At 67.5% G+C, this 21,750-nt stretch carries 26 protein-coding genes; 10 read left to right on the forward strand and 16 right to left on the reverse strand.

All coding sequences use genetic code 11. From position 1 onward, the window contains the following. The first annotated feature begins 335 nt into the window (after window positions 1-335). The 3 genes from menE (at window position 336) to ACFW6D_RS13130 (ending at window position 3,384) form a co-directional block, all read left to right on the forward strand. The gene (menE, locus tag ACFW6D_RS13120; protein ID WP_379327830.1) at window positions 336-1,460 is read left to right on the forward strand and encodes an o-succinylbenzoate--CoA ligase; all 1,125 of its coding nucleotides are present in this window, start codon (window positions 336-338) and stop codon (window positions 1,458-1,460) included. A gap of 125 nt (window positions 1,461-1,585) precedes the next feature. Then, the gene (locus tag ACFW6D_RS13125; protein WP_379327775.1) at window positions 1,586-2,563 is read left to right on the forward strand and encodes an ATP-binding cassette domain-containing protein; all 978 of its coding nucleotides are present in this window, start codon (window positions 1,586-1,588) and stop codon (window positions 2,561-2,563) included. Continuing rightward, window positions 2,560-3,384 carry an ABC transporter permease gene (locus tag ACFW6D_RS13130; RefSeq protein ID WP_379327777.1) on the forward strand — a complete coding sequence of 275 codons (825 nt, stop codon included), beginning with the start codon at window positions 2,560-2,562 and terminating at the stop codon, window positions 3,382-3,384. Before ACFW6D_RS13125 ends, ACFW6D_RS13130 begins: the two co-directional genes overlap by 4 nt. Here the strand turns inward: ACFW6D_RS13130 and ACFW6D_RS13135 are convergent. Further along, the gene (locus ACFW6D_RS13135; protein WP_379327779.1) at window positions 3,366-6,959 is read right to left on the reverse strand and encodes a BTAD domain-containing putative transcriptional regulator; all 3,594 of its coding nucleotides are present in this window, start codon (window positions 6,957-6,959) and stop codon (window positions 3,366-3,368) included. The two genes, ACFW6D_RS13130 and ACFW6D_RS13135, sit on opposite strands and share 19 nt — an antisense overlap. A 182-nt stretch (window positions 6,960-7,141) precedes the next feature. Here ACFW6D_RS13135 and ACFW6D_RS13140 point away from each other — a divergent pair, with 182 nt between their 5' ends. Then, window positions 7,142-7,606, forward strand: a complete 465-nt coding sequence (locus ACFW6D_RS13140) for an SRPBCC family protein (RefSeq protein ID WP_379327781.1) — start codon at window positions 7,142-7,144, stop codon at window positions 7,604-7,606. Window positions 7,607-7,730: 124 nt separating this feature from the next. Continuing rightward, window positions 7,731-8,600, forward strand: a complete 870-nt coding sequence (locus ACFW6D_RS13145) for a 1,4-dihydroxy-2-naphthoate polyprenyltransferase (RefSeq protein ID WP_379327783.1) — start codon at window positions 7,731-7,733, stop codon at window positions 8,598-8,600. 59 nt (window positions 8,601-8,659) lie between these two features. On the opposite strand, the gene ACFW6D_RS13150 is transcribed toward ACFW6D_RS13145, so the two are convergent. The 5 genes from ACFW6D_RS13150 to ACFW6D_RS13170 form a co-directional block, all read right to left on the reverse strand. Further along, window positions 8,660-9,058, reverse strand: coding sequence for a phage holin family protein (locus tag ACFW6D_RS13150; protein ID WP_379327785.1), 399 nt, complete (start codon window positions 9,056-9,058; stop codon window positions 8,660-8,662). Between the two features lie 54 nt (window positions 9,059-9,112). Continuing rightward, entirely contained in the window at window positions 9,113-9,688 is a 576-nt protein-coding gene (locus ACFW6D_RS13155) for a Clp protease N-terminal domain-containing protein (protein ID WP_379327787.1), read from the reverse strand. Beyond that, window positions 9,688-9,909: a hypothetical protein gene (locus tag ACFW6D_RS13160; protein ID WP_019049431.1), complete on the reverse strand. Its 222-nt coding sequence runs from the start codon at window positions 9,907-9,909 to the stop codon at window positions 9,688-9,690. The genes ACFW6D_RS13155 and ACFW6D_RS13160 overlap by 1 nt, the downstream gene beginning before the upstream one ends. A 92-nt stretch (window positions 9,910-10,001) precedes the next feature. Further along, entirely contained in the window at window positions 10,002-11,087 is a 1,086-nt protein-coding gene (locus tag ACFW6D_RS13165) for a PLP-dependent cysteine synthase family protein (RefSeq protein WP_379327789.1), read from the reverse strand. After that, window positions 11,084-11,410, reverse strand: a complete 327-nt coding sequence (locus ACFW6D_RS13170) for a DUF4229 domain-containing protein (RefSeq protein ID WP_379233028.1) — start codon at window positions 11,408-11,410, stop codon at window positions 11,084-11,086. The genes ACFW6D_RS13165 and ACFW6D_RS13170 overlap by 4 nt, the downstream gene beginning before the upstream one ends. Before the next feature lie 218 nt (window positions 11,411-11,628). On the opposite strand from ACFW6D_RS13170, the gene ACFW6D_RS13175 reads away from it, so the two are divergent. From ACFW6D_RS13175 to ACFW6D_RS13190, 4 genes are all read left to right on the forward strand, one after another. Further along, complete coding sequence (locus ACFW6D_RS13175; RefSeq protein ID WP_056814442.1) at window positions 11,629-11,838, forward strand: BldC family transcriptional regulator; 210 nt, start codon at window positions 11,629-11,631, stop codon at window positions 11,836-11,838. A gap of 114 nt (window positions 11,839-11,952) precedes the next feature. Beyond that, window positions 11,953-12,144, forward strand: a complete 192-nt coding sequence (locus ACFW6D_RS13180; protein WP_379233026.1) for a hypothetical protein — start codon at window positions 11,953-11,955, stop codon at window positions 12,142-12,144. A gap of 80 nt (window positions 12,145-12,224) precedes the next feature. After that, a complete protein-coding gene (locus tag ACFW6D_RS13185) occupies window positions 12,225-12,875 on the forward strand; it encodes a hypothetical protein (RefSeq protein ID WP_379233024.1) in 651 nt (216 codons plus the stop codon). 98 nt (window positions 12,876-12,973) lie between these two features. Next, window positions 12,974-13,711, forward strand: a complete 738-nt coding sequence (locus ACFW6D_RS13190) for a Clp protease N-terminal domain-containing protein (protein WP_379327791.1) — start codon at window positions 12,974-12,976, stop codon at window positions 13,709-13,711. A gap of 53 nt (window positions 13,712-13,764) precedes the next feature. Here ACFW6D_RS13190 and ACFW6D_RS13195 read toward each other — a convergent pair whose 3' ends face one another. The 8 genes from ACFW6D_RS13195 to hemL all read right to left on the reverse strand — a co-directional run bounded on the left by ACFW6D_RS13195 (window position 13,765) and on the right by hemL (window position 20,448). Then, complete coding sequence (locus ACFW6D_RS13195; RefSeq protein ID WP_379327793.1) at window positions 13,765-13,965, reverse strand: hypothetical protein; 201 nt, start codon at window positions 13,963-13,965, stop codon at window positions 13,765-13,767. 159 nt (window positions 13,966-14,124) lie between these two features. Next, window positions 14,125-15,081, reverse strand: coding sequence for a c-type cytochrome biogenesis protein CcsB (gene ccsB, locus ACFW6D_RS13200; RefSeq protein WP_379327795.1), 957 nt, complete (start codon window positions 15,079-15,081; stop codon window positions 14,125-14,127). Further along, entirely contained in the window at window positions 15,081-16,715 is a 1,635-nt protein-coding gene (locus tag ACFW6D_RS13205; protein WP_379327797.1) for a cytochrome c biogenesis protein ResB, read from the reverse strand. The genes ccsB and ACFW6D_RS13205 overlap by 1 nt, the downstream gene beginning before the upstream one ends. Beyond that, window positions 16,715-17,524 (reverse strand): cytochrome c biogenesis CcdA family protein, encoded by an 810-nt coding sequence (locus tag ACFW6D_RS13210; protein WP_379327799.1) that lies wholly within the window; start codon window positions 17,522-17,524, stop codon window positions 16,715-16,717. Before ACFW6D_RS13210 ends, ACFW6D_RS13205 begins: the two co-directional genes overlap by 1 nt. Beyond that, complete coding sequence (locus ACFW6D_RS13215; protein ID WP_379233013.1) at window positions 17,524-17,754, reverse strand: hypothetical protein; 231 nt, start codon at window positions 17,752-17,754, stop codon at window positions 17,524-17,526. The genes ACFW6D_RS13210 and ACFW6D_RS13215 overlap by 1 nt, the downstream gene beginning before the upstream one ends. After that, window positions 17,754-18,395 carry a TlpA disulfide reductase family protein gene (locus tag ACFW6D_RS13220; protein ID WP_379327801.1) on the reverse strand — a complete coding sequence of 214 codons (642 nt, stop codon included), beginning with the start codon at window positions 18,393-18,395 and terminating at the stop codon, window positions 17,754-17,756. The genes ACFW6D_RS13215 and ACFW6D_RS13220 overlap by 1 nt, the downstream gene beginning before the upstream one ends. Beyond that, the gene (locus ACFW6D_RS13225) at window positions 18,392-19,009 is read right to left on the reverse strand and encodes a histidine phosphatase family protein (RefSeq protein WP_379327832.1); all 618 of its coding nucleotides are present in this window, start codon (window positions 19,007-19,009) and stop codon (window positions 18,392-18,394) included. The genes ACFW6D_RS13220 and ACFW6D_RS13225 overlap by 4 nt, the downstream gene beginning before the upstream one ends. A gap of 119 nt (window positions 19,010-19,128) precedes the next feature. After that, window positions 19,129-20,448, reverse strand: coding sequence for a glutamate-1-semialdehyde 2,1-aminomutase (gene hemL, locus ACFW6D_RS13230; RefSeq protein WP_379327803.1), 1,320 nt, complete (start codon window positions 20,446-20,448; stop codon window positions 19,129-19,131). Between the two features lie 207 nt (window positions 20,449-20,655). Between hemL and ACFW6D_RS13235 the strand changes: the two genes are divergently transcribed. Beyond that, window positions 20,656-21,042 (forward strand): hypothetical protein, encoded by a 387-nt coding sequence (locus ACFW6D_RS13235; protein WP_379327805.1) that lies wholly within the window; start codon window positions 20,656-20,658, stop codon window positions 21,040-21,042. Here the strand turns inward: ACFW6D_RS13235 and ACFW6D_RS13240 are convergent. Together ACFW6D_RS13240 and ACFW6D_RS13245 are read right to left on the reverse strand one after the other, a co-directional pair. Further along, a complete protein-coding gene (locus tag ACFW6D_RS13240; RefSeq protein WP_379327807.1) occupies window positions 21,039-21,263 on the reverse strand; it encodes a hypothetical protein in 225 nt (74 codons plus the stop codon). The genes ACFW6D_RS13235 and ACFW6D_RS13240 overlap by 4 nt on opposite strands. Window positions 21,264-21,339: 76 nt before the next feature. Beyond that, window positions 21,340-21,597: a hypothetical protein gene (locus ACFW6D_RS13245; RefSeq protein ID WP_379327809.1), complete on the reverse strand. Its 258-nt coding sequence runs from the start codon at window positions 21,595-21,597 to the stop codon at window positions 21,340-21,342. Window positions 21,598-21,750: the final 153 nt, after the last annotated feature.

Below are 21,750 nucleotides of genomic sequence, written 5' to 3' on the forward strand. Positions count from 1 at the left end.
AGCCGAGTTGCCGATGCGGCCGGGGCCGCGCACGATAACTGCGAGCAAGCGACCGACCACCGACGTTTGGACCGCAGCGCGCGTTGTGTCCGTCTACTGAATCGCAGTCGCTATGTCTGGCATATCCCACCCGTTTCCCGGCAAACCGACCCGTTGGCCGGGTCTTGTCGGTCGCATGACACGATCGAAGCCGTGAGGGCGCACAACTGGCAGTATCCGGAGGTGGTGGCCATGAGTGAGCGCAGCGAGCGAATCATGTGCCAGCGTGCAATGCACACGCCGCAGCCGAGCGCCAGCGAGGCGGAGGCGTGAGCAAAACCCTGCGGACGCTGCAGATGCCTACCGGTTCCGGGGTCAGCGAAGTAATGCCCCACCTGCGTCAAGCTCTCGACGGCAGCGGTCCGGCGTGGTTGCCGATCCCGACCACCGATCGTCGCGAGGCGCGCAGGCTCTCCGACGCGCTCAAGCCGGGCGATCCGATCGATGACGATGTCGCACTCGTGGTGACGACGTCGGGCACCACCGGTATCCCGAAGGGCGCGCTGCTGGGCTCAGAAGCCTTGCGGGCCAGCGGCAATGCCACCCACGAACGACTCGGCGGGCCCGGCAGCTGGCTGCTGGCGCTGCCGACCCATCACATCGCGGGTATCCAGGTGTTGCTGCGCAGCATTCTCGCCGGGACCGAGCCGACCGTCCTCGACGTGTCGGGTGGGTTCCTGCCCGAAGCGCTGGCCGGTGCCGTCGGCGCGATGCGTGGGCCGCGTCGCTATACCGCCCTGGTGCCGACGCAGCTGATCAAGTCGCTGGATTCGCCGGTGGCGTCCAAGGCGCTGGCCGAACTCGACGGTGTGCTCGTCGGCGGTGCCGCCACGCCCGCGCCCGTGCTCGAACGCGCACAGGACGCGGGGATCACCGTGGTGCGAACGTACGGGATGAGCGAGACCTGCGGTGGCTGCGTCTACGACGGCGTGCCACTCGAAGGCACCAAGATCCGAATCGAAGACGGCCGCGTGATCATCGGCGGCGCGATGGTGGCGCGCGGCTACCGCAATCTGCCCGATCACCCGGCCTTCGCCGAGCCCGGCTGGTTCCGAACCGAGGACGCGGGCACGTTCGACGACGGTGTGCTCTCGATCTCGGGCCGTCTCGACGAGGCGATCATGACCGGCGGGCTGCTCGTGATTCCGCAGGTGGTGGAGGCTGTGCTGGCCAACCATCCCGGTATCCGCGAATGCATCGTGCTCGGGCTGCCCGACGAGCGGCTCGGTCAGCGGGTCGCGGTCGCGATCGTGCCCGCGGTGGGTGCCGCGCCGACACTCGACGACGTGCGCGCACATGTGGTGGCCGAACTCGACTCGATCGCCGCACCGCGCGAACTGGCCCTCCTCGACGAGATCCCCCTGCGCGGCCCCGGAAAACCCGACCGCACCGCGATCCGAAAGCTCCTCCTGGCGGAGTAATTGGCGCGCTGGCGCGCGCGTGTTCTCGGCCCCAAGGCCTAGAACGGGAAAAGACATCCCGGTGCAAGGGCCGCCGACAGTGCGGTGCAAGGGCCGTGCAAGTCGGGGTGGGCACCGTAGTGCTCATGACTTACACACCCACTTCATCCCTCGCCGTCGAGGCGGACGGGCTGGTCAAGGTGTTCGGCAAGCAGCGCGCGGTCGACGGGGTGAGCCTGGCGGTGCCGCGCGGTGCCGTGTACGGGGTGCTCGGGCCGAACGGCGCGGGCAAGACCACGACCATCAAGATGCTGGCGACCCTGCTCCGTCCCGACGGCGGTAGCGCCCGGATCTTCGGCCGCGACGTCGTGGCCGAACCGAACGCGGTGCGCTCGCTGATCGGTGTGACCGGGCAGTACGCCTCGGTCGACGAGATGCTGAGCGCCACCGAAAACCTGATCATCTTCGCCCGACTGCTCGGTCTGAGCCGCCGCGACGCCCGTCGCAAGGCCGTCGAACTGCTCGAGGAGTTCGACCTCACCGAGGCCGCGAACAAACCGCTGAAGAACTTCTCCGGCGGCATGCGCAGGCGCCTCGACCTCGCCGCCAGCCTCATCTCCACCCCGCCGCTGCTGTTCCTCGACGAACCGACCACCGGCCTCGATCCGCGCACGCGCGCCCAGATGTGGGACACCATCCGCAGGCTGGTCCGCGAAGGCGCGACGGTGCTGCTCACCACCCAGTACCTCGACGAGGCCGACCAGCTGGCCGACCGGATCGCGGTGATCGACCACGGCAAGGTGATCGCCGACGGCACCGCCGACGAGCTCAAGGCCTCCATCGGCGGCGCCTCGGTCCACCTGACCCTGGTCGATCCCGCACAACTCGACGAAGCCCGGCGCATCGTCGGCGACTTCCTCGACGTGGGCGCGCAGATCAGCCCCGAAGCGGGCAGGCTCACCGCACCGCTGCCCGACCCGAATCTCACCGCCGACCTGCTGATCCGGTTGCGCGACTGGGAGATCGGGATCGCCGAGATCGCCGTCAGCAAGCCGACGCTCGACGAAGTCTTCCTCACCATCACCGGCCACCCGGCCGACGACACCGAACGGAGCGCGGCATGACCGCTGTACTCACCGCTCCCCCGCAATCCGACGATCTCCCCCAGGCAAGCGACCGAATCAGCCTGCGCGACACCGTCTCCACTTCATTCACGATGGCCTATCGCGGCCTGCTGAAGATCAAACACAATCCCGAACAGCTCTTCGACGTGACCATCCAGCCGATCCTGTTCACCGCGCTGTTCACCTACATTTTCGGCGGCGCGATCTCGGGCGGCGTGACCGATTACCTGCCGGTGATCATCCCGGGCATCCTCGTGCAAACCGTGGTGCTGACGTCAGTGGTCACAGGCACTCAGTTGCGCGAGGACATGGACAAGGGCGTCTTCGACCGTTTCAAATCCCTGCCCATCGCCCGGATCTCGGCACTGGCGGGCGCACTGCTCGCCGACATGGTCCGCTACGGCATCGCCTCGACGCTGACCGTGCTGGTCGGACTGGCACTGGGCTACCGCCCTGGTGGCGGGCTGGTGGGTGTGGTCGCGGCCTGCCTGGTGGTCGTGGTGTGCTCGTTCGCGGTCAGCTGGATCTGGGCGCTGGTCGGCGTCACCGGTAAGAGTGCCGCGTCGGTGCAGGGCATCTCGATGATGGTGATGTTCCCGCTCACGTTCATGTCCGGCGCGTTCGCCCCGGTGAGCACCATGCCGGGCTGGATGCAGGGGCTCAACCACGTCAACCCGGTCTACTACATGGTCAACACCTGTCGAGAACTGATGAACTCCAACAGTTACGGCACCGATCTCGTGTGGTCGCTGGTCGGGTCGCTCGTGGTGATCGCGATCTTCGCGCCACTGGCGGTGCGGGCCTACATGCGCCGGGCCTGAACTCCCGCAACGGCATCCGATCCACCGGGTCGGATGCCGTTGTCGTGTTCGCGCAGGCCGGCGATGATCTCGACGATGCGCGTCGCGGCATCCAGCCGACGTATCCCCGCCGCGCGACGCTGCGCGGCCTCCATCGCTTCCGCGCCGACCGCGCGCCGGTGCAGGGCGACATGCGCGGCCAGCGCCATCGACGGCCCGTCCTGCCTGGCCACCGATGTCCTTGCCAGCGTCAGCAGTTCGAGTCCCTCGGCGCTGCCGGGCTCGATGGTGAGCAGGTAGGAGCCGAGCGCGCACGCGACCGCGCCGATCTGCGGCAGGTCCACGTACTGCGCCAACCGGTGATCGGCGGTCTCGATCATCTCCGCCATCAAGCCGATGACATCGCCTGCCCGGCCGTGCAGCACATGTGCGCTGATGGTCGCAGCCGCCACCATCAGCGAACCCGGACCGGGTGTCGGTTCGAAATCGGGCCAGCCGAGCAGCTCCAGTCCGCGGCGGTAATGGCGGAGCCCGGCGTCGATATCGCCCTCGGCAAGTTCGAGTTCGGCCAGGGCGGTGGCGGCGTTCGCCAGCCGGTGGTTGCGGCGAACACTCGGGTCGTCGACAGGGCTGACGCCGCAATCATCCGGTCGCACAGCGAAATCGAGTTCGGCACGCGCCTGCGCGAGCTGACCGCTGCCGACCAGCGCGGCCGCGAGGTAACAGCGACTCTCCATGATCTCGTCGTGCACGCGGAGCTTGTCCATCAGTTCCAGCGCACGACGGTAATAGTGCACGGCATCGCTGTAGTGAGCGGACTGGCCGGACAACTGGGCCAGGTGCTGACACACCATCGACGTGCCCCACACCTCCGCCGGGTCCATCTCGTCCAGTGTGCGCAGGGAATCGTGCGTCGAGCCCGCGACGTTGCCGCCGTTCTCCCAGAAGTTGGCCCGCGCGATCAGCGCGGCGATCCGGACCTGCCGGTCCGGTGAGCGCGCACCTCGCGCGAACAGCGCGCCCAGCCGAAACCGTTCGGGCCGCACGGTGATCACGGAACCGAGGAAGGACAGCCCCGGATCGAGAGCGGGGTCGGTGATCAGCCGCCGCGCGCGCAGACGCACGGTCGCCGTCGCGCGCAGGCCCGCGTCTTTGAGGAACTGCATGTGCAGGAACGTCAGCAGATGGGTGATCATCTGCAAGTCGGCGGTCTCAGCCGAGGACGGCGGCGGCACGACCGCGACCAATCGCAGTGCCCACCCCGTGAATTCCAGGTGCGCGCCACGCATCACCCACACCATCGCGACCACCGGAAAGACCGTGTACGCGGTGAGCGCGTCGCCACGATCGACGGCGGTGCGCAGCACCGCGACCAGGTTGTCCAGGTCGGCGGCCACCGCGAGCACCGATGGCACCTGATCGCCGTCGCGGTAGGTGCGAAACGATGCCAGCGCGAATTCTCGTGCCCAGCACGACATTCTGTCGCGAACGAGTACGGACTCGGCGCCCGCGGACTCGGCATCGATGGCGGTGATCTGTTCGGCGCCGAACTCGCGGACGGTTTCGAGCATGCGATAGCGGATGCCCACGCCGTCGGGGTCGTCGAGGACGGTGAGCAGGGACTGGCCGACCAGCCCGTCGACCGCGGCGGCCACATCCGGTCCCGCCGCGACGACCTCGGCGGCGGACAGGGTGAACCCGGCTGGGAACCGACTCAGCCTGCGCAGGGTCACCTGCTGATCGGGTTCGAGGAGGTTCCAGCTCCAGGCGATCACCGCGTGCAGGGTGCGATGCCGGTGCGGCGCGGACCGATCGCCACTGCGCAACAGGGCGAAACGATGTTCGAGCCTGGTCTCGATCTCGGCGACGCTCATCGTGCGCACCCGCGCGGCGGCCAGTTCGATCGCCAGCGGGAGGCCGTCGAGGGTGCGACACAGCCGGGCGACGGTGTCGGGGTCGAGTCGCACGTCGGGACGCACCGCCCTGGCGCGGGCCGAGAACAGTTCCGTGGCAGGTGAACCGGCGGGGTCGATCGCCAAAGGGGCAAGGGGATAGACGGATTCGGCGGTGATCGCCAACGGCGAGCGACTGGTGGTGAGCACGGTCAGCTGGGCGCAACTACCCACGAGATCGGCGACCAGCTCGGCCGCGGCCTCGATCACGTGCTCGCAATTGTCCAGAATCAACACCATCGGCCGCGCCGCGAGCGCCTCCCGCAGACGGGTGATCGCGTCGACGTGCCTGCCCACACGGAGGGCACCCGGTTCGCGCACCACCTCACCCAGGCCCATCACCTGCCCGATCGCGACCTCGATACCGGTGCGCGATTGGGCCCCGGACTCCGCTTCGGCCTGCACCGAAGCCAATTCGACGAGCACCACCGGCGCCGAACGGGCCAGACGTTCGCCGACCGCGTTGGCGACCCTGGTCTTGCCCGTACCACCGGGTCCGAGGACGGTCGTCACTCTGGAGCGCTGCGCCATTTTCTCGATCGCGTCGAGATCGGCTGTGCGCCCGAGCAATTCATTCGGTGCGGCGCGCAGACCTACCGCCGTGCGGGGAATCGGCGGGGAGTTCGGCGTGCTGTCGGCCGACGTGTTCGTCCGCTGCCGGCCAAGTTCCGCGCGGTCGGCGGATGTTGCGGCGGTATCGACACGAGTCGATCTCCTCGATGAGCCGGCCGGATCCGCCGCGCGCACTCCCAAGAACCCGGCGTCCCGATCGCTGTCGACGGGCACGGAACCGGTGGCGGCGCTGTTCGCGGAAGTGGTCGCCGAATCGGGCCCTTGCGCGCGGGTTCCGGGGAGTTCGACCGACTCGCCACGCAGGATCGCGGCGTTGAGGGCGAGCAGGGTCGGGCCCGGGTCCGCGCCGAGTTCTTCGATCAGGCGTAGGCGGTAAGTGGCGAAGACTTCGAGCGCTTCGCTGGCTCGGCCGGCGGTGGCGAGGAGTCGGATCAGGGTTGTGTGGGCGGATTCGTCCAACGGGTCGGCTGCGGCGGCCGTCCGGGCCAGCGGGAGGGCAGCGGTGAAGTCGCGCTGGGCGGTATGGGCGGCGAGTTCGGTGTGGTCGAGGTGGCGGCGGAGGTCGTCGGCCGCCGTACGGAGGTCGTCGGCGGGGGCGGAATCGGGGAGGTCGGCGCCCGGCTCGCCGCGCCACAGCGTGCGGGCCAGTGCGATCGCGGCGAGGCTGTCGGCGGTGTTGCCCGCGGCGAGGTGTTCGTCGGCTCTGCGGGCGAGTGTGGTGACCGCGGTGAGGTCGATGTTGTCGGCGGGCAGTGTCAGCCGGTAGCCGGCGGGACCGATCTCCAGTGCGCCCTCGGGTAGCAGGGCACGCAGGCGCGAGACCTGGGTGTGCAGGGCGTTCATCGGCGCGCGGGGTGGTTGATCGCCCCAGACCTCGTCGATCAGCGATTGCGCACTGCGCGCGCGGCCGGGGTGCACCGCGAGGGCGGCGAGCAACAACCGGGCGCGGGCCCCGGGGAGCCCGACCATGACGTCGTCGCGGCGGATCGCGATCACGCCGAGCACCCCCACGACAACGCGGGAGAGGGCCTCGGAGGGCGGCCCCTCGGGGCCGCGGTGCTGTACAGACATGCCGGTAGTCATCGTAGGCGAGCACAGCGACGCGTTCCCGCTTCGCGCACAGGGTTGCACCACCGTCGAAGTGTCCCGCGATTTTGTCCCCACCTCGCCCTAGGCGTACCTCCGCATTCGCTCCGGCCATGCGCAAGCGTGGGAGGAACGCTGCCGTGTCTGTGGCAATTAGGCTCACGAACATGGGCAACTTCGAGGTGTCGCGGCGCACCGCCATCGCCGCCGAACCGGCACGAATCCACGCACTGATCGACAATTTCCGGCAGTGGCGACTGTGGTCGCCCTGGGAAGACGCCGACCCGCAGCTCGCCCGCACCTACACCGGACCGGAATCCGGTGTCGGCGCCCGCTACGCCTGGCGTGGCAACCGTAAGGCCGGGGCGGGCGTGATGGAGATCAAGGCCGACGCCGAACGTGAGATCGGGGTCGAGCTCAGCTTCGAGAAGCCGTTCAAAGCCACCAATTTCGTCACCTTCACCCTCGCCCCGGTTGCCGGTGGAACCGAGGTGACCTGGAAGATGACGGGCACACATTCGGGCCTGATGGGTGTGGTGAGCAAGGTGTTCCCGATGGAGAACCTCATCGGCAAGGACTTCGACAAGGGTCTGGCGCGGCTCAAGACGATCGCCGAATCCACCGCGGACTGACGCCGCGCCGCTCCCCCGCCGGAGACCCGAATGTGCAAGACCGAGTGGCGCCGAGCCGGTTCGGGCGCTGCCGCGAAGGGACTCCGGGAGCGCGGGTCGGCCCTCTCGGATTAGGCTTCGATCCATGGCTACAGCAGCGGAATGGATCGAGGGCGCCCGACCGCGGACGCTGCCCAACGCGATCGCGCCGGTACTCGCGGGCACCGGCGCCGCCGCCTCGCTCGACGCGGCCGTGTGGTGGAAAGCGGCACTGGCGCTGCTGGTTTCGCTGGCACTGATCGTCGGGGTGAACTACGCCAACGACTACTCCGACGGTATTCGCGGCACCGATGACGAACGGGTCGGCCCCCTGCGGCTGGTCGGCTCGAAACTGGCCTCCCCCAAGGCTGTTCGCACCGCGGCGGTACTCAGCCTGGCGATCGGCGCCGTCGCGGGCCTGGTGCTGGCCGCGACCACAGCATGGTGGCTGGTGGTGGTCGGGGCAGTGTGCCTGGCGGGCGCCTGGTTCTACACCGGTGGCAGCAAGCCCTACGGCTACAGCGGTTTCGGTGAGATCGCGGTGTTCGTGTTCTTCGGGTTGATCGCGGTGCTCGGCACCCAGTACGTGCAGGCACTGCGGGTCGACTGGGTCGGGCTGCTGCTCGCGATCGGTGTCGGCGCGTTCTCCAGCGCGGTGCTGGTGGCCAATAACCTGCGTGACATCCCCACCGACACCGAGTCCGGCAAGGTCACCCTCGCCGTGAAACTCGGCGACACGCGCACCCGCACCCTGCACATGGCGCTGCTCGCAGCGCCGTTCGTGATCAGCCTCGCGCTGGTGGCGAGCACGCCGTTGGCGCTGGCCGGACTGCTCGCGTTGCCGCTCGCGATCCGGGCCAACGCCCCCGTGCGCACCGGCAAGGGCGGGCTGGAACTGATTCCCGCCCTTCGTGATTCCGGGCTGGCACTGCTGGCTTGGTCAGCACTCAGCGCACTGGCCGTCGGACTCGGCTGAGCCTCTAGTCGTCGCCGTCCGGCAAATCAGCACAGCCCGAGTACCCGTCTGCGACCTAGCTAGTCGTCGCCGTCCGGGACCAGGATGCCGAGCACCCAGTTGACCAGCATGATGATCACGCCACCCCACAGCGCCGCCCAGAAGCCGTCGACGCGAAGGCCGTAATCGGTGATCTCGGTGATCTTGGCCGTGAGCCACAGCATTCCCGCGTTCACCACCAGCAGGAACAGGCCGAGGGTGAGGATCACGAAGGGCAGCGACAGGAGTTTCACGATCGGCTTGACCACGGCGTTGACGGCCGTGAACACGAGGGCGACGATGAGCAGGACCAGCGCCTTGCCCCAGTTGCCCCACTCCGACTGCCACTCGGGCGGCACGATGACATCGATCTTGTCGATCCACGCGACCGCGGCCCAGATGGCTATGGCGTTGATGACCAACCGTATTGCTAGTTGCATACACGCAATGCTAGGCCCGGAAACGGACATTGCGGCGGGTCCGACGCGCTCAATTCACGCGGCGCGGTCGAGCATGGCGTAGAGGTCGGTGCGTAGACCCGACACCGCGTCGCGCCCGCCGAGCAGGTCGGTGGTGGCCGGGTCGGCGCCGCGCAGGATTCCGAGCAGCAGGTAGGTCGAGGAGATCTCGCGATCCTTGCGATGGATCGCCTCGCGCAGCGCGAGTTCGAGGGTCTTCTTGGCCGTGCCGGTGAACGGGATGTGCCCGGCGCCGAGCAGGCGGGCGAACATGCCGCGTTTGGCTTCCGGTTCGGCCTGCTCCCAGGCTTGCGGTCCGAAGTTCTCGGCGATGCTGGCCTGCACCGCGTCCAGGTCGATGCCGATCGAGCGCAGGGCTTGCGCGTCGTCGGGGCCAAGTGGTGGCTCGCCCGTGCGGGCGGCGAGCGTGGTGCGGATGCCGTCGGTGGTGATGTCGTGCGCGTCGAGCACCGCCCGGAGGTCGGGCTCGGCGTTGGATACCGCGCCGAGCAGCACGTGTTCCGGTCCGATCTGCTTCGCGCCCAATTCCTTGGCGTCGGCCTGCGCGCCCACTACCGCCAGCTTGGCCTCGCGACTGAATTTCTCGAACATCAGCGGGTCCCACCTTTCCGATTGTGTTTCTGATGGACCGCTTGCTTGCTCACCTCGAGCGCCTCGGCGATGGCCTGCCAGGACCAGCCGTTGGCTCTGGCGTTGGCTACCTGGATCGTTTCGAGTCGGTCGGCCAGTCTGCGCAGTGCGAGCACCGCGCGTAGCCCGACCGCCGGGTCAGGGTTGCCTGCCGCTGAGGCGAGCGTTGTTGCATCGGTCATGGTGTCAATTTTGATTGACGACCGAGGTGTTTGTCAACAAAAATTGACATCGCCGAGCGCGAACAGTCCCGGAAAGGTGTGCGGAGAAGTGATCAGCCGTTCCAGCGGCCGGTGGTGGCGAACTCGGTCAGGATCTCGGTCGGACCGGTCAGATCGATGTTCTGGGCAGCCACCCAGTCATCGTTGAAGTAGGTGCCCGCGTACCGGTCACCGCCGTCGCACAGCAGCGTCACCACGCTGCCGCTGCGACCCGCCGCCCCCAACTCGGCGACGAGATGGAAGGCGCCCCACAGGTTCGTGCCGGTCGAGCCACCGACGCGACGACCGAGCGCGGTACTCGCGTGGCGGGCGGTGGCGATCGAGGCCGCGTCGGGCACCACGATCATTCGGTCGACCACCTGGCTGACGAACGACGGCTCCACACGGGGACGGCCGATTCCCTCGATGCGCGACGGCATCCCGGTCTCATAGCCCGCGTCACCGGTTTCGTAGCCGCCGTAGAACGCCGAATGCTCCGGGTCGACCACGGCCAAGCGCGTCGCGTGCCTGCGATACCGGATGTAGCGCCCGATCGTCGCGCTCGTGCCGCCGGTACCCGCGCCCACCACGATCCACTCCGGCACCGGATGGTTCTCCAGCGCCAGCTGTTCGAAGATGGACTCGGCGATGTTGTTGTTGCCACGCCAGTCGGTGGCACGCTCGGCGTGGGTGAACTGATCCATGAAATGCCCGCCGGATTCGGCGGCGAGACGCTTGGCCTCGGTGTACATCTCCGGCGGTCGATCGACGAAATGGCAACGGCCACCCTGCGCTTCGATCAGCGCGACCTTCTGCGGCGACGTGCTGGCTGGCATCACCGCCACGAAATCTAGACCGAGCAGCTTGGCGAAGTAGGCCTCGCTCACCGCCGTCGAACCCGACGACGCCTCGACCACGGTCGTCCCCTCGGTGACCCAGCCGTTGCAGATCGCGTACAGGAACAACGAGCGCGCCAACCGGTGCTTGAGGCTGCCGGTGATGTGGGTGGACTCGTCCTTGAGGTAGAGCTGCACCGGCCAGTCAGCGGGCAGCGGATACCGCAGCAGGTGGGTGTCGGCGGAGCGCTGGGTGTCGGCGTCGATCAGCCGGACGGCATTGTCGACCCAGTCGCGCGGGGCGCTGCGGTCGAGGTACTTCATGCCGACGTGCTGTCGTCGTCACCCCGTAAGCGGGCCCGCAGCTGCGCCTTGTCCTGGCGGCGGCGCGCGTCGACAACGGCGATGTCCTCGTTCACCTTCACCCGCAATTTCTTGAACAACGTCAGCGAGAGCGGCATCGCGACCAGCAATGCGAACAGTGCCGCGACGATCACCGGCACCTCGACACCGATCAACTTGGCGACGCCTACGATCAGCGCGGCGATCACCACGACCAGCCCGAGACGGGCCAGCGTGTAGAGCGCGAGATTGCGTGCCAGGCGCTTTCCGGCGCCGGAACCCTGCTGACCTGTTGCTTCACTCACGAGTACAGCCTAATGGGCGCCGCCGCGACAGCGTTCATCAGCTGCGCATGGCCGCAGCGAAGGCGGAGGTACGCCTAGCGCTGGCGGGATGCGGCCCCGTTCGCGGCTTTTGTCTATTACTTCCCCTTTACCAACAGTAGGTGGTTCGACTAGGTGGGGGTCGCAGTGCGACGATGACGCCACTGATGAGGGAACTGTCGAGAACGGAGAGGTTAGCTATGACTGCGATCACCGTCGGCCTTCAGGACACTCTGCTGACACCAGGCCAAGTGGCCGCCATGTTCCATGTAGATCCCAAGACCGTCACCCGGTGGGCCCATGCGGGTCGGCTGGGTTCGCTTCGCACGCCGGGCGGACATCGCCGATTCCGCGAGTCCGAGGTTCTTCAGTTGCTCAGATCGCTCACCACCGAGGCAGCACCCCGCTGACTCGCAGGCCGACGCGAGCCCGCCGAGGGCTCGCGTTCGCCGAAAATTTCCCTCCCGTTGCGGATGTGCACACGGCGCGGACACGGCTACCCTCGATAGCAGGAGGTGAGCGACGTGACGTACCTGTTGGCACTGATCGCGATCGTGGCCATCGCGGTGCTGTGCTGGAAGGCGTTCGGACCCGAACGGCCCCGCCCGAATTCCGGACCCGCCCCGCGCAGACCGGTCCTCGGCCCCGACGACGACCCGGAATTCCTCTGGCGCCTCGGCAAACAACCCCGCGACGACTCCGGCCCCACCGAGTGACCTCGATTTTGTGTGTCGCCGTGAGCTGACCCACATACCCCCGTTGCGCGGCGAAAGAGCTGGGTAGATAACGTATTCCGGTGATTGATGTGCAGCAGGGTTCTGTCCCGACCACCTGGCGCGCGGCCGACGGCAGCGCCGTGACGTTCACCGAGGCACGGTCGGAGTGGACTCGTGCCGCACACGAGGTGCTGGCCGAAACCGCCAGCCGATTCAACAACTTCATCGTCAACACCGAGCTGGCCGAACTGGTCCAGGAAGAATCCGGCATCCGGACCGCGGTGAAGTGGCAGCACTGGCTGCCCGTCGTGCTCGACAAGGTCGCCGAGCACTGTCACAAGAACAACGAGCCACCCCTGAGCGCCCTGTGCGTGCGCAAGAACCAGACGGTCGGCACCGGCTACCGCTACATCCTCGAACTAGCGGGCCTGCCCATCCCCGACGACCTCGAAATGCACGCCGCCGCCGCCCGCTGGCAGTGCTACCAGCACTACGCCACCGACCTCCCCGCCGACGGCGGCCTCCCCACCCTCCCCCCGAAGGTCGCCGCCATCCGCCAGTCCACCTCCGCGGACCTGGCCACCGCCGAAGCAGCCGAAGCAGCCGTCAAACGCTCCACCACCGCCCGCCGCAGCACCGCCGCAGTCCCCAAGCCCGAACCGGTCCGCAAACCGGTCTGCCTGAACTGCCACGTAGAACTCCCCGCCAACAAAATCTGCTACTACTGCTGATCAGCGGTCACCACGTCAAAGGCCCAGAAGCTCTTCCGAGCCCTGGGCCTTACGTATTTCCTTGATTCGCACCGGAATTGAACCGGCACACTGGAACCGTGTCCCCTCACGAACACGGCCGCACGTACACCCGAGCCGCACGCGGCGCACTGGACCGCGCCGCCGAATATTCAGCTCAGTGGGGACATGCCCACACGAGCCCACTCGGTCTGTTGCTGGCATTGATCGATGACAACACCCCAGGCATGGCCGCCATCCTGCTCGAACGACACACTGCGACAATCACAGTCCGTCGAGCGATCGCCACCCACCTGCGATCAGCCGATTCCGCCACCGAGACCATTGACACTTGCCTCGATCACGCTGAGCAAGAGAATCCCACCCGGCCCCTCGGCACCGATCACCTGCTGCTCGGTCTGCTGATGGCAGGGACAGCCGCCGCCGACGTGCTCGCAGTCAGCGGAATGACGCTCGATCAGCTCCGAGCCACACGTTCCGCACTCGGCGACACAACGTGTTACGGATGCGCCGAAGCAGATCCGCGACCATCACCTTTCACCGTTCCCACAGCGAACCTGCCCACCGACCTCGCCGAGGTCCTAGCCGAGATCACCCACTGGCGTCACCGGAAGGAACAGGCGGTAGACGCGAGCAACTTCGAACTGGCAGCCCAACTACGGCACTCCGAGAAGCAGGCCCACAAGCGCATCGCAGACTGGGATCAAGCCACCCAGGCAGACCGTCTAGGCACCGCCATCGACGAAATCCTCCGGCTGCAGACCGCCCTCGCGCACCTCACAACCCTGCTTCACTCCGGACACGGGATTTCGACATAACCACCGACTGGCATGGCATTTGTGGCCCACGCGGATAGGCCCCGATTTGCCGACTACGTCGCGATATTCGTGGTGGGCACGGTAAACCGGACCTGGCCGCTCGTCGATTCCGACCAGCGGAGGTCGATGACGGTGCGGTCGCTGTCGAGGTGTTCGACGATGACCACTCCGATCGGGCAGGACATCGGGAAGGGTGAGTCGGGGCGGAGAGCGTTATCGTCCGGTCCGAAGGAGCACGGCAGCTTGTCGATCACGGAATGCGTGACGTCATCCGCGTCGACAAATTGGACCTCGATGACACCTCCGGAGGTGAAGTCATCACACACCCACCGGACAGCTGTCCCTCGCAACGTTGGCACACCGAATTGTCCTACAGACCGGCGCAAACGCTCGACTCACGGCTTTGGATGCGGTCAGCTCAGGCCGGCGTAGCTGTGCAAGCCGCTGATCACCATGTTGATGATGAACAAATTGAAGAGCATCGCGGTGAAGCCGGCGATGTTGATCCAGGCTGCTTTGGTGTCTCGCCAGCCGGAGGTGGCTCGGGCGTGGAGGTAGGCGGCGTAGAGGACCCACGCGATGAAGGAGCAGGTTTCTTTGGGGTCCCAGCCCCAGAAGCGGCCCCAGGCGGCTTCGGCCCAGATGGCGCCGAGGATTACGCCTGCGCCGAAGAGGGGGAAGCCGATGATGGTGGTTTTGTAGGCGAGTTGGTCGAGGGTGCGGGCCTCGGGGAGGCGGCGGGCTATGGTGCCGAGGAAGTTGGAGGATTCTTCGCCTGCTGGTATACGCATGCGGAACAGGTAGAGCAGGCTGGCTACGCCGGAGACCAGGAAGACGCCGCTGCCGATACTGACGATGGTGACGTGGATCGGCAGCCAGAACGAGCGAAGGGCGGGGACGACGGGGGCGGCGTCGGCGTAGAGGACGGTGCCTGCCAGGAACATCAGGATCAGCACGGGGACCAGCAGGAACGCCCACATGGAGCGGTAGCGCTGGTCGCGCAGGAAGATCAGGCCGATCACCACGGCGGCCGCGGTGGCCATGGTGGTGAACTCGTACATGTTGCCAAGGGGGAAGCGGTGGGTGGCGAAACCTCGCAGCACGATCGAGGTGATGTGCAGGACCGCGCCTACCGAGAGCACCGAGAACGCCATGTCGCCGAAGCGTTCCGCGCGCGACTTTCCGGCGGGGGTTTCGATGCGGCCCGGTTGCGACGGGTCGACCGTGGTGCCCTGTTCGCGGCCGACGACCGCCTTCGCGCGCGCCGAGGCGTACTGCACGATCAGCAGCACCGTCGCCAGGGTGTAGACGGCGATGGCCGACATGAAGGCGAAGTCGCTGTAGCGGGCCAGCGTTTCGTCGATCTGCATCAGGATTCCTTCTCCGCGGCGAGCAGGCGTGTCCGCAGTCGATCGAATTCGGCACCCCAACCGGCTTGATCACTCCGGGCGAGGCCGCCCATTTCTACTACGGTGTGTCGTTGATCCACGGTACCTGCCGAAGCATCAGCGGGGTACGTCCGGATCCAGATCCGGCGGCGTTTCAGCAGCAGCGACACCAGCAGCCCGGCCATCATCGTCAGCGCGCTGACCAGCACCCACTGCTGGGCGGGGTCATGCGACACCTGCAGGTTGACGAACTCCTGGGCCCCGTCGAAGGTCACCTTCGTCCCGTTGGGCAGCGAGGTCGACTCGCCCGGGCGCAGGTTGACGCGCGCTTCCTTGGTCAACCGACCCTGCTTGATCATCTCCGGGTCCAGCGAGAACAGCGACTGCGAGCGACCGGTGTCGAGGCCGGTGTTGCCGCGATAGACGTCGACCGCGACGGCCGGGTCGTCCATCCGGGGGAACGACGAGGTGAGCAGACTGCCGTGGAACATCGCGGTCGGCGCGAACAGACCTTCGATCGCGATCTGGTTCTGGCGGCGTTCCTCCTCGGTGGCGTACATGCCGCCGGGCGGGTCGATGCGCAGCACGCCGCTGGACAGGAAGGTCTGGGCGTCGTCGGGTCGCCACTGGATGGTCTCGGTGCGGGTCTGACCGTTGGGAAAGGTGACGGTGAACGTTGGCGCGAAACCGTGTCCCTGCAGGTAGACGCGGTCACCGGCGACGCGCAAAGGATGGTTCACCCTGAGCTCGGTACTGCGCCAGGTGTCGGTCGTGAGATCCGCGCCCGCCTGGTACTCGATGTTCGAGTGGAACATCTCGGCCTGGCCGGTGGGCAGGTAGTCGGCCTTGAAGTCCTTCACCTTGACGCACAGCGGGGTCATGCCGGTGCCGTCGTTGGTGTTGCCCGCGCGGAACGAGTCGAACACCGCGGGTGAAGTGGTGCAGAAGCCGGGACCGTTGTTGGCGATCACGATGACGTTGCCCTCGTACCCGAGCAACTTGCCGAGCGCGATCGCGACCAGCAGCCCCACCAGCGACAGGTGGAACACCAGGTTGCCGAACTCGCGCAGATAGCCCTTCTCGGCGGACAGCGTCACCTCGCCATCGCGCTGACCAGGGCGAACCTCGGTCCGCCAGCCACGCAAGGACGCCTTAGCGGCCTCGATCACCTGGTCGGGCGTGCGATCGTCGGTCTCGCTGAAGTGATGCGGCAACCGGCCGAGATTGCGCGGCGCGGGCACCGGCGGCGTGCGCAGCGCCCGGTAGTGATCCCAGCAGCGCGGCAGGATGCAGCCGACCAGCGAGATGAACAGCAGCACGTAGATGGCGGTGAACCAGAAGCTGCCGAACACGTCGAACAACTCGAACCGGTCCATCCACGGGCCCAACGTCGGCCGGTCGGCGATGTACTGCTCGACCTTCTGTGTGTTGAGACTGCGCTGCGGCAGCAGCGCGCCGGGGATGGCGGCCAGCGCGAGCAGAAACAGCAGCACCAGTGCGGTGCGCATGCTCGTGAGCCCGCGCCAGGAATTCCGGACCATGGCCCAGGCCCGGCCCGGCAGTGATTGCCGGACGGGCGGGGTGGGGGTGGTCGGAGTGGTCAGCGTGTCAGTCATCAGATCGGAAGAGTCACCTCGGAGACGAACCCGTCACGCACCCAGCTCACGAACTGATCCCATGCCCCCGTGACCAGCGCGATGCCGACGGCAACGAGCAGAACACCCCCAACAACCTGAATGGTGCGCGAATTGCGCCGCAGCCAACCGACCCCGCGCAACGCACCGGCCGACCCGAAGGCCAGCACGATGAACGGCAACCCGAGCCCGAGGCAGTAGGCGACGATCAACGTCACCCCACGCACGGCGGTGGTGCCCTCGGTGCCCGCGGACACCGCCATCACACCCGACAGCGTCGGGCCAAGACACGGCGTCCAGCCGAGCGCGAACACCCCGCCGAGCAGCGGCGCGCCGACGATGCTGGTGAGCCTGCGCGGCTCCATCCGCGTGTCGCGCTGCAGGGCCGGGACCAAACCGATGAACACCAGACCCATCAGGATCGTCACCACACCGCCGATGCGCTGCAGCAGTTCCCGATTCACATTGAGGGTCTGGATCACGCCGAAAACGGTGGCCGTGGCCAGCACGAACACCACCGTGAACCCGGCGACGAACAGCCCGGCGGCACCGGCGACCCGCAGCTTCGCGCTACGACGTTGCGCGGTGAGGACTGCCTGGCTGCTGGTGGCAGGCGGCGCCTCGGCACCGACCAGACCGGCCAGATACGACAGATAACCAGGGACGAGCGGCACGACACACGGTGAAGCGAACGACACCAGGCCCGCGAGCAGGCAGGCTCCCAGCGCCAGCAGAAGCGGACCCGATGCCGCCGTCTGCTGGAAGGAATCCCCGACTGCGGCGAGCGGCATCACTCGTCGGTGTCCGAATCCTGCTGCTCGTCACGCGGCAACGACAATTTACGCTCGGTCTCGGCCGGTTCAGCGGGCCCGAAATCGAACAGACCGGCACCGGCGACACTGCGCGGCACGGTCGCGATGCCGGCCCAACGGTCATCGACCGTCCAGCCCGCACCCATTCGGCGCGCGCCCTGACGGGGACGACACGCGGTCAGATTTCCTGGACGACGGCGGCTGCTCACTACTGCTTCTCCTCGGCGGCGATGCGCTCGACCACGGGCTGAAGGTCTTCGGCCAATAGCGAGCGAAGGAAGACCGCGGCGACCCGGTGCTGACGATCCAGGATCAACGTGGTCGGAATGACACTGGTGGGAAAGTTTCCGCCGAGAGCGAGCAAGGTCCGCATCGACGGGTCGTAGATGGACGGGTATTCGATCTTGTTGTCCATTACGAAGTCCTGGGCTTTGTCGCGCTGATGATCACGCACATTGATGCCCAGGAACGCGACGCCTTGATCTCTGGTCGCCGCGAAGACTTTTTCGAGCGCGGGCGACTCGGCGCGGCACGGGCCACACCACTGTCCCCACAGATTCACGACCACGATCTGGTTCGGGAAATCACCGACCGAAACGGTCTTTCCCTCGTTCATCAGATCGGGCCCCGAGAGCGTGCCGATCGTTCCGCGCGCGGCGGGCGGATCGTAGTAGATATCAGTCTTACCACCGGGCGAGACGAATTCGAAGGTCCCGCCACCGGTAGCCACCGCATCGGTACCCGTCGAGCAACCCGCCGCGGCGACGATCACCAGCAGCGCGGTCAGAACGGCGGTCAGCGCCCGCGGCCGATGGCCACGGGCGGTTCCCGATGAGGTGAAGCGTGTCATGCGCCGTGTACCGACGGATCCGAGGCGCCCGCGGGCTCGGAGTAGACGATGTCGACGAGGGTGTCGCCGTGGTAGACCAGCGAGGTCAGCGACGCGAGCGAGCACTGACGATTGCGCGGGTCGTGCCACAACCGCTGACCCTGCAGGAACCGGCGCAGCGTCCACACGGGCAGCTGATGCGAGACCAGAACGACCTCGTGACCTGCGGCTTCGACGCGCGCCTTGTTCACCGCGGCGAGCATGCGATGGGCGATCTGCAGGTACGGCTCACCCCACGACGGGGTGAACGGGTCGCGCAGCTTCCACCAGTGTCGCGGCTTGCGCAGGGCACCGTCACCGACGGAAACGCGCAGGCCCTCGAAGGTGTTGCCCGCTTCGATCAGGTTCTCGTCGGTGCGCACGATCAGGTCGTGGGCGGCCGCGATCGGCGCTGCGGTCTCCTGGGCGCGCTGCAGCGGGGAGGCGATCACCATCGAGATGTCGTGATCGGCCAGCGACCGCGCGACCGCACCGGCCTGCGCGCGACCGGCCGCCGACAGGCTGAAGCCGGGCAGGCGACCGTAGAGGATGCCGTTGGGGTTGTACACCTCGCCGTGGCGCAGCACGTGGACGATGGTTTCGACGGTCGACGGGTCCTCGTCGAGGGCGGGCGGCGCGGCGGCGGGGGCAGGATGGGGCGCCTCGTCGCTATCCGCCGGGACTGGGGCGAATTCTGCGTCGGGCTGGTCGGAGCTCACGCTGGGGATCCTTCGGGGGTTGCGGCCGCGGCCGCGAGGGCGGCGGCGGGCAGAGCGGCGGCGATACGGTCGAACGCGTCCTCGTCGAGTGCCGCGGAGACGAACCATGCCTCGAACGCGCTCGGCGGCGCGTACACGCCCGCGTCGAGCAGGGCGTGGAAGAAGGCGGGGTAGCGCCAGGTCTGGCTCGCTTTGGCGCCGGCGTAGTCGGTCACCGGGCGCTCGGCGAAGAACACGCTCACCATATTGCCTGCGAACTGGACTTGGTGCTCGACACCGGCCTCGGTCAGGGCTTTCGCGAACAGCGAACCGAGGCGATCGGCATTGCGGTCCAGCGCCGCGTACACCTCGTCGTCGGCCGCGCGCAGCGTCGCAAGGCCCGCGGCGACGGCGACCGGGTTTCCGGACAGGGTGCCCGCCTGATAGACCGGGCCGAGCGGGGCGAGGTTGTTCATGATCTCGGCGCGACCACCGAATGCGGCGGCGGGCAGGCCACCGCTCATCACCTTGCCGAAGGTGTAGAGGTCGCCCGCGACGCCTTCACGGCCGTACCAACCCGAGGCGCTGACGCGGAAACCGGTCATCACCTCGTCCATGATCAGCAGCGCGCCGTTGTCGTGGGCGAGATCGCGCAGGCCCACGTTGAAGCCTGGCAGCGGCGCGACCGCGCCCATGTTGCCCGCGGCGGCCTCGGTGATGACACACGCGATCTGGCCGGGGTGCGCTTCGAAAGCGGCGGCGACGGCGGCGAGGTCGTTGTAGGGCAGCACGATGGTGTCGGCGGCTTGCGCGCCGGTGACACCGGGCGAGGTCGGTAGACCGAGGGTCGCGACGCCCGAACCCGCGTCGGCCAGCAGCGCGTCGACGTGACCGTGGTAGCAGCCGGAGAACTTGATGATTTTGGATCGGCCGGTGAAGCCGCGGGCCAGGCGCACCGCGCTCATGGTGGCCTCGGTGCCGGAGTTCACCAGGCGGACCCGTTCGACCGGATCGACGCGGGCGGCGATGGCCTCGGCGAGCTCGATCTCGGCCTCGGTCGGCGCACCGAACGACAGCCCGCTGGTCGCGGCCTTCTGCACGGCTTCGACGACGGCGGGGTGGGCGTGACCGAGGATCATCGGACCCCACGAACACACCAGATCCACGTAGTCGTTGCCGTCGGCGTCGGTGAGCGTGTAGCCACTCGCGGAGCGGATGAACCGAGGCGTACCACCGACCGAATTGAACGCACGGACCGGGGAATTGACGCCACCCGGAATCACCGAGGCTGCCCGCTCGAAGAGCTGGGCCGAAACCGGTACCTGCGTAAGACTCACGGATTCCAGTGTCTCAGTTCGCCTCGGCACGCCGGACGACAGGGTGGAACACAGTGACCCAGACCGCAGCGACCCACCGACGACACGCCCGACACGCCGCCCCTATCGGCCGAACAATTCGATCTAGGCCCATTGGCCTGCGACTACGCTCCGGGCGGCTCAGCACCTGAGCCGGTTGTGATTCGGCTATCAGCGAGAGGGTTCTTCATGCGTTTCGGCGTTACCAGCACGGCCCTTGGCACGGGGTTCGTCACAGCGGGAGTGCTGTTCGGCGCGGGTTCGGCCACCGCGTTCGCACCGCTGGCCCAGCCCGATCGGATCGGCGTTCAGCTCAGCCACGAGGAGACCGTAGCGCTCGGATCGGGGCCGATTCCGGCGATCACCGCGATGTTCGTGCCCGCCACCCGGATCGGCGCGGGTCTGCACGCCGACACCGAGCTGTACCGCGGCGCCGACGGCGGCGTTCGCGCCACCCTGCGTCAGGTGGTGACGGAGGCGGCGGGTCATCCCGACGGCACCGTCTCCGTTTTCCTGAACGCGCCGGGCACCCGCGGCGGCCGCGTCGTCGACGTCTACCAGCAGTGGGGTTCCTAGGTATACATGCACGGAACTTCGGCGGAGATCGTGTGCAGGTGGCACATGATGCCGTTGTAGATCGCGCTCGAGCCGGTCTCCGGGGCGAAACCTTCGGCGGCCTGCTCGGCGATCATCGGAGTGAGCGGCAGGCCGGGGGCGGCTTGGGCGGGGGCCGTGGCCAGGGCGATCGTCGCCACTGCGGCGGCGACGGTACAGATTCCGGCGGTCAGTCTGGTCATCGAATCCTCCTCGAGGGAGCCCGCACCGCGAGCTCGTGCCCCGAACCCCCACGCGCACATCGGAATTCGGCTTCCGCTAGATCATCGGTTCGACGTCGCGGCGCGCTACAGATCCGGCGTAGATCCTGGCGGCGGCGTGGATCACCAGTAACCCGCTCACCGTCACCAACGCGCAGGCGAGCAACAGCAGCGGCGGCACATACCGCACCGCCGTGAAACCGGGATGCTCCTCGGTACCGACGAATTCGGTCGTGCGCTGCGCTGCACGCCAGCTGAGGACCGCGCAGGCCACGAAGAGCACGGCGAAGCCGAGTTCGAACAGCGGGCGTCTCATACCTGCGATCTTGCCAGGATCGAATCAGCCGACCAGGCTCGGGAGCAGCAGTAGCGCGAGGACAGCGAGGGTGAGAACCACCATCAACCCGATGACCAACAGGTCACGTCGCAGGCTGTGTGGTTGCTGAATCACCACGCGCATCAATGCCTC

Source organism: Nocardia sp. NPDC058705 (genome assembly GCF_042749305.1).
Taxonomy (GTDB): Bacteria; Actinomycetota; Actinomycetes; order Mycobacteriales; family Mycobacteriaceae; genus Nocardia.

What these genes read in the sequence shown, in the direction of transcription:
- ccsB (WP_379327795.1), bottom strand. Translation starts at nt 15,081, where the DNA reads ATGCAGATCGACGAAACGCTGGCCCGCTACAGCGACTTCGCCTTCATG.
- ACFW6D_RS13205 (WP_379327797.1), bottom strand. Translation starts at nt 16,715, where the DNA reads ATGACTGACACGCTGACCACTCCGACCACCCCCACCCCGCCCGTCCGG.
- ACFW6D_RS13160 (WP_019049431.1), bottom strand. Translation starts at nt 9,909, where the DNA reads ATGACCGATGCAACAACGCTCGCCTCAGCGGCAGGCAACCCTGACCCG.
- ACFW6D_RS13175 (WP_056814442.1), top strand. Translation starts at nt 11,629, where the DNA reads ATGACTGCGATCACCGTCGGCCTTCAGGACACTCTGCTGACACCAGGC.
- ACFW6D_RS13245 (WP_379327809.1), bottom strand. Translation starts at nt 21,597, where the DNA reads ATGAGACGCCCGCTGTTCGAACTCGGCTTCGCCGTGCTCTTCGTGGCC.
- ACFW6D_RS13210 (WP_379327799.1), bottom strand. Translation starts at nt 17,524, where the DNA reads ATGCCGCTCGCCGCAGTCGGGGATTCCTTCCAGCAGACGGCGGCATCG.
- menE (WP_379327830.1), top strand. Translation starts at nt 336, where the DNA reads ATGCCTACCGGTTCCGGGGTCAGCGAAGTAATGCCCCACCTGCGTCAA.
- ACFW6D_RS13145 (WP_379327783.1), top strand. Translation starts at nt 7,731, where the DNA reads ATGGCTACAGCAGCGGAATGGATCGAGGGCGCCCGACCGCGGACGCTG.
- ACFW6D_RS13125 (WP_379327775.1), top strand. Translation starts at nt 1,586, where the DNA reads ATGACTTACACACCCACTTCATCCCTCGCCGTCGAGGCGGACGGGCTG.
- ACFW6D_RS13135 (WP_379327779.1), bottom strand. Translation starts at nt 6,959, where the DNA reads ATGTCTGTACAGCACCGCGGCCCCGAGGGGCCGCCCTCCGAGGCCCTC.
- ACFW6D_RS13220 (WP_379327801.1), bottom strand. Translation starts at nt 18,395, where the DNA reads ATGACACGCTTCACCTCATCGGGAACCGCCCGTGGCCATCGGCCGCGG.
- ACFW6D_RS13140 (WP_379327781.1), top strand. Translation starts at nt 7,142, where the DNA reads ATGGGCAACTTCGAGGTGTCGCGGCGCACCGCCATCGCCGCCGAACCG.
- ACFW6D_RS13150 (WP_379327785.1), bottom strand. Translation starts at nt 9,058, where the DNA reads ATGCAACTAGCAATACGGTTGGTCATCAACGCCATAGCCATCTGGGCC.
- ACFW6D_RS13165 (WP_379327789.1), bottom strand. Translation starts at nt 11,087, where the DNA reads ATGAAGTACCTCGACCGCAGCGCCCCGCGCGACTGGGTCGACAATGCC.
- ACFW6D_RS13130 (WP_379327777.1), top strand. Translation starts at nt 2,560, where the DNA reads ATGACCGCTGTACTCACCGCTCCCCCGCAATCCGACGATCTCCCCCAG.
- ACFW6D_RS13155 (WP_379327787.1), bottom strand. Translation starts at nt 9,688, where the DNA reads ATGTTCGAGAAATTCAGTCGCGAGGCCAAGCTGGCGGTAGTGGGCGCG.
- ACFW6D_RS13240 (WP_379327807.1), bottom strand. Translation starts at nt 21,263, where the DNA reads ATGACCAGACTGACCGCCGGAATCTGTACCGTCGCCGCCGCAGTGGCG.
- ACFW6D_RS13235 (WP_379327805.1), top strand. Translation starts at nt 20,656, where the DNA reads ATGCGTTTCGGCGTTACCAGCACGGCCCTTGGCACGGGGTTCGTCACA.